At 63.0% G+C, this 1,933-nt stretch carries 2 protein-coding genes; one reads left to right on the top strand and one right to left on the bottom strand.

What is annotated here, in order from left to right; translation table 11 throughout:
- The coding region (locus WBV42_RS18215) for a phosphomethylpyrimidine synthase ThiC (protein ID WP_423987283.1) at nucleotides 1–700 on the top strand (700 nt) is incomplete at its 5' end.
- 9 nt (nucleotides 701–709) lie between these two features.
- Here WBV42_RS18215 and WBV42_RS18210 read toward each other — a convergent pair.
- Nucleotides 710–1,660 carry a phytoene/squalene synthase family protein gene (locus WBV42_RS18210; protein WP_423987282.1) on the bottom strand — a complete coding sequence of 317 codons (951 nt, stop codon included), beginning with the start codon at nucleotides 1,658–1,660 and terminating at the stop codon, nucleotides 710–712.
- Between the last annotated feature and the right edge of the window lie 273 nt (nucleotides 1,661–1,933).

Below are 1,933 nucleotides of genomic sequence, written 5' to 3'. Positions count from 1 at the left end.
GGACCACGGGGTCCAAGTAATGGTCGAGGGACCGGGCCACGTTCCGATGGACGAGATAGCGATGAACGTCGAACGCCAGCAGGAGGTCTGCGGCGGTGCGCCGTTCTACGTCCTCGGACCGCTCGTCACCGACATCGCACCCGGCTACGACCACATCACGAGTTCCATCGGTGCGACGGACGCGGCCCGCGCCGGTGCGGCCATGCTCTGTTACGTGACGCCGAAAGAACACCTCGGCCTTCCGGACGAGGAGGACGTTCGGGACGGACTCGCGGCCTACCGTATCGCCGCTCACGCCGCGGACGTGGCGAACGGACTGCCCGGCGCGCGGGACTGGGACGACGCCCTCTCGGAGGCCCGCTACGAGTTCGACTGGCGACGCCAGTTCGACCTCGCGCTCGATTCCGAACGCGCGATGGCGTACCACGACCAGACGCTTCCCGGGGACAACTACAAGGACGCCCGCTTCTGCTCGATGTGCGGCGTGGAGTTCTGTTCGATGCGAATCGACCAGGACGCCCGCGAAGCCGACGGCGAGATGACGGCGTTGAACACGAAAACCGATCTCGACGGTTCCCCCGCAGCGGCGGTCAACCTCCCGCCGACCGGTTCACACGATACGACTGCCGTTCCGGAGTTGCCGGACTTCGCGAGCGAATCTGACGGGGGGCGACCGGACGAAGCGCGTTCCGACGACTGAACGTCGTCGTTACCGCGTCGGAAGCGTATCTCGGCGCTCCACGTCCGACCCGCGATGCTCGGGCGTTCCGACCGGACTCACGGCGCGGAAGACGGTTTCCGGGTCGCCCGTCTTTCGCCAGTGCCAGCGAGTCTTGGCGAGCAACACGAGTTTTCTGGTGGTCCCGAACGACGGTTCCCGGGAGAGAACGTCGTAGCCCTGCGCTCGAATCACGCGATGGTACTCGGCGTACAGCACGGCCGCGAGCAACACGGCGAACTGGCAATCCTCGGGGAGATACTGGATGCCAGCGACGCCCTCCCGATACAGCGCCTCCGCGCGGCGGAGTTCGTCGTGCATGACGGCCGCGAACCCGTCGGTGAATTCGAGTCGTCCGATCTGCTCGTCCGTGACGCCGTGGCGTTCCCGTGTCGTCCGTGGCAGGTAAATCCGATCCCGATCTTCGATGTCCTCGCGCACGTCCCGCAGGAAGTTCGTGAGTTGGAACGCCTCGCCGAGCGCGGTGGCGTGCGGTCGCGCCCGGTCGGGGTTAGTCGGGTTCATCACCGAGGTCATCATCTGGCCGACGGCGGCGGCCGACCCGCGCATGTACTCCTCCAACTCCTCGTAGTTCTCGTAGCGCGATTTCTCGATGTCGGCGGCCATCGCGTCGATGAAGACGGCCACTTCCTCGTCCGCGATTCCGTGCGACTCGCGGAGGTCGTTGAACGCCTCCAGCACAGGGTCGTCGGGCGGTTTCGACCCGAGCGCTTGGTTTCGAAGCGATTCCAGTCGCTTCGCCTGTTCTTCGGGTGGAACGTCGACAGCGTCGTCCACCACTTCGTCACAGATCCGGAAGAAGCCATACAACACGTAGGTCGGATGGCGCACCCGCTCGGGCAGTAACCGAGTCGCGAGGTGAAACGTCTTCCCGGTTTGCTGCTGTATCGCCTTCCCGGCTTCTACGTGTGTGTCTTTCATGGCGTATGTGCCCCGAGAATGGTAGTAGGTACGTCGTTATTTTGAAAAAAGACGATACCAAACCAGTTAGGTACTCGTCGTCATTTGCCGATTCGGTGGTGGCTTCGGGATTGAAACCTACAGCAAAATATCAATAATAAAATTGATTGTCGAGCAGTTGCTACGGGATCGATAATGGACCGGCGTGAATTTCTCGCAGCGAGTGCCGTTTCTGTCGCGGGAGTGAGCGGTTGTCTCGGCCAAATCGTGTCGGGTTCGGACTCGGACTCGAAC

The sequence above is a fragment of the Haladaptatus sp. genome (assembly GCF_049589095.1).
In the GTDB taxonomy this organism is placed as follows: Archaea; Halobacteriota; Halobacteria; order Halobacteriales; family Haladaptataceae; genus Haladaptatus.
The sequence above is the reverse complement of the archived record's forward strand: the minus strand, read 5'-3'. Positions and strand labels throughout refer to the sequence as shown.